The sequence below is a fragment of the Endozoicomonas atrinae genome, assembly GCF_001647025.1.
Classification (GTDB): Bacteria; Pseudomonadota; Gammaproteobacteria; order Pseudomonadales; family Endozoicomonadaceae; genus Endozoicomonas; species Endozoicomonas atrinae.
Map to the genome: position 1 here is coordinate 1 of NZ_LUKQ02000487.1, position 2,010 is coordinate 2,010.

Below are 2,010 nucleotides of genomic sequence, written 5' to 3' on the forward strand. Positions count from 1 at the left end.
TTACGATGTCCTGCAAGGGGCTGAAACTGTCCCGAATGTGCGGGGTGGTGCTCTGGTTAGCCATCGTAAGGAACGACCCTGCCGTTCTTGAAGGCTTCGTGAGCCTCGAAGGCTTTTACTTCGTCGGAGGGGATTCGCCAGACATAGCGACCGTCGGTAAGCATACGCCGTGCCCGCCATTCGTGCTTCGGGGTGCGGATTACGTGAACCAGCAGATGATGGTCTTTACTGACGTACTGTTTGGGTTCCGCTTTTTTAACGGTCTTTTCTGCTTTTTCCGGTTTGGGTGCGGCTGCTTTTTTTTGTGCTGGCTGATCTTTTTTTTCTGGCATGACGGGCTACTCGGTGTTTAAGGTGTTTAGCCCGATGGTATGGGATTGAGTGCGGGTGATCGTCCTCGACTTAATCAGGGAATAAAGGTATAAAAAACTCCAAATAAAGGGAGTTTCTGTAATGGAAGAGCATATCAGTGATCGAATAAAAATAGCGATGGACGCAAGTCATATTACAAGTGTTCCCGAGCTGGCAAAAATAACAGGGATTCCTAAGAGCTACCTTTACCAGTTAAATAAAGGCGACATTGATACACCACACAAACACATTAAAACTCTATCTGAGGCGCTAAATGTATCAAGCCAATGGCTGATGAAGGGAGTTGGAATACCACCAGAAGAAGAAAAAGCGTTCTTAGCAGAAGAAATTGCAACCATTGATAAACGTCTTAGTAATATCGAACAAATGCTGAAGCAACTTTTGAAAAGCTAATTACTGATCCTTGTGCCTGATGTGGTGGAGAGGGCAGGACTCGAACCTGCGTTTCAAAATTGTACGGATTTACAGTCCGTTCCCGTTGCCGCTTGGGTACCTCTCCAGAAAGAGAAAGCCCCTCGGGTGAGGGGCTGTCGGGGTTACGCTCTTAACTGCCAGTTCTTGAAGACCGAGTGAACCTTGTCTTGCAGCATTTCCACACCGCATTCAGTCAGGTACTCATGCTTCACCGCGTCGGCATCGTTGCCCTGGCGGTCTTTCAGCAGTTGGGTATCGCGCCCGTCGAGGTAGCGGTACTTGATGTAGCTGAAGTCCAGAGCAATCATCGTGTCGGCCAGACCCTTGATCTGACGGAACATCGGGTGCAGCTTGACGATGAGGTCGCCCGCGAAGGTCTTGTAGCGGGTGACGTTGACACCGTAAGTGCCGTCTACCTGCTCGACTGTCCAGCGGTCTTTGGCCCACTGCTGAAGGTGCTGTGCCACGGTTGGGCCGACGAAGCACATTTTCTCGGTGGAGCCGTAGGCGAATACGGTGTCCATCAGGTGCTTATCGAACTCTTCCTCAGTGATCTTGTTGGCAGTGCCAGCAGCGTCGATCACGGTGGAGATTTGTGACAGCAGTCCGCCAGTGTAGCGGGTTGGCTGCGCGGAGTTGGGGTTTTCGATGTGACGCTTGCCGAACAGGAATGCACGTTCGATGTCGCTCATGTGCATCTTGAGGGCTTTCATCTGCGCCTCGTCTTCCTTGTCACCGGTGCGAAGGTTAGTGGCCTTCAGAGTGTTGGTGACGGTGTAGCTGGTGCGGAAGATTTGGGTGTAGTTGAACGTCACGTCGGCGTCGAAGCTGACAGCCTCGGGGCTGTTGTCACCTTCCTTGGCGGCGTAACCGGCGATGACCAGTTCGTCGTTGTCGGAGATGGTGAGGGCGGTGCCGCCGATGTTGCGCTTGACGGAGATCGAGCCAGAGCTGCCGTCGCCGAGGGCGGTGGCCTGCATCACTTCGCCAGTGTTGGCGTTGACGATGATCGAGCCTTCTACTACGAAGCCGACGGCTGGGATGGCGTCGACAGAGAGAGTGGTGGCGTTCGCGTCGTAGCCTGCGCCGTTGTCGATCAGGAACGTGCGGTCAGGCAGTTCGTCGACGAAGTTGCGGTACTCGGGATCGTCAGTGGCTTCTGATCCGGTCATGGCCAGAAGGGCATTGAATGGCGCTGTGCCGTTCGGCTCCAGCATGGTAAAC

3 protein-coding genes and 1 tRNA gene are annotated in these 2,010 nt (G+C 53.4%); 1 reads left to right on the forward strand and 3 read right to left on the reverse strand.

The window, feature by feature from the left end; genetic code table 11:
* Nucleotides 1–56: 56 nt before the first annotated feature.
* Nucleotides 57–332, reverse strand: a complete 276-nt coding sequence (locus AK963_RS28255) for a hypothetical protein (protein ID WP_066018629.1) — start codon at nucleotides 330–332, stop codon at nucleotides 57–59.
* Nucleotides 333–453: 121 nt separating this feature from the next.
* On the opposite strand from AK963_RS28255, the gene AK963_RS28260 reads away from it, so the two are divergent.
* Nucleotides 454–765 carry a helix-turn-helix domain-containing protein gene (locus AK963_RS28260; protein ID WP_066018630.1) on the forward strand — a complete coding sequence of 104 codons (312 nt, stop codon included), beginning with the start codon at nucleotides 454–456 and terminating at the stop codon, nucleotides 763–765.
* Nucleotides 766–787: 22 nt separating this feature from the next.
* Here AK963_RS28260 and AK963_RS28265 read toward each other — a convergent pair.
* Together AK963_RS28265 and AK963_RS33880 are read right to left on the reverse strand one after the other, a co-directional pair.
* Nucleotides 788–871, reverse strand: a tRNA-Tyr gene (locus tag AK963_RS28265).
* Between the two features lie 37 nt (nucleotides 872–908).
* A partial coding sequence (locus tag AK963_RS33880) for an SU10 major capsid protein (RefSeq protein WP_175404708.1) occupies nucleotides 909–2,010 on the reverse strand: 1,102 nt, incomplete at its 5' end.

Coding starts and splice junctions, on each gene's coding strand:
- AK963_RS28260 (WP_066018630.1), top strand. CDS start 454: ATGGAAGAGCATATCAGTGATCGAATAAAAATAGCGATGGACGCAAGT.
- AK963_RS28255 (WP_066018629.1), bottom strand. CDS start 332: ATGCCAGAAAAAAAAGATCAGCCAGCACAAAAAAAAGCAGCCGCACCC.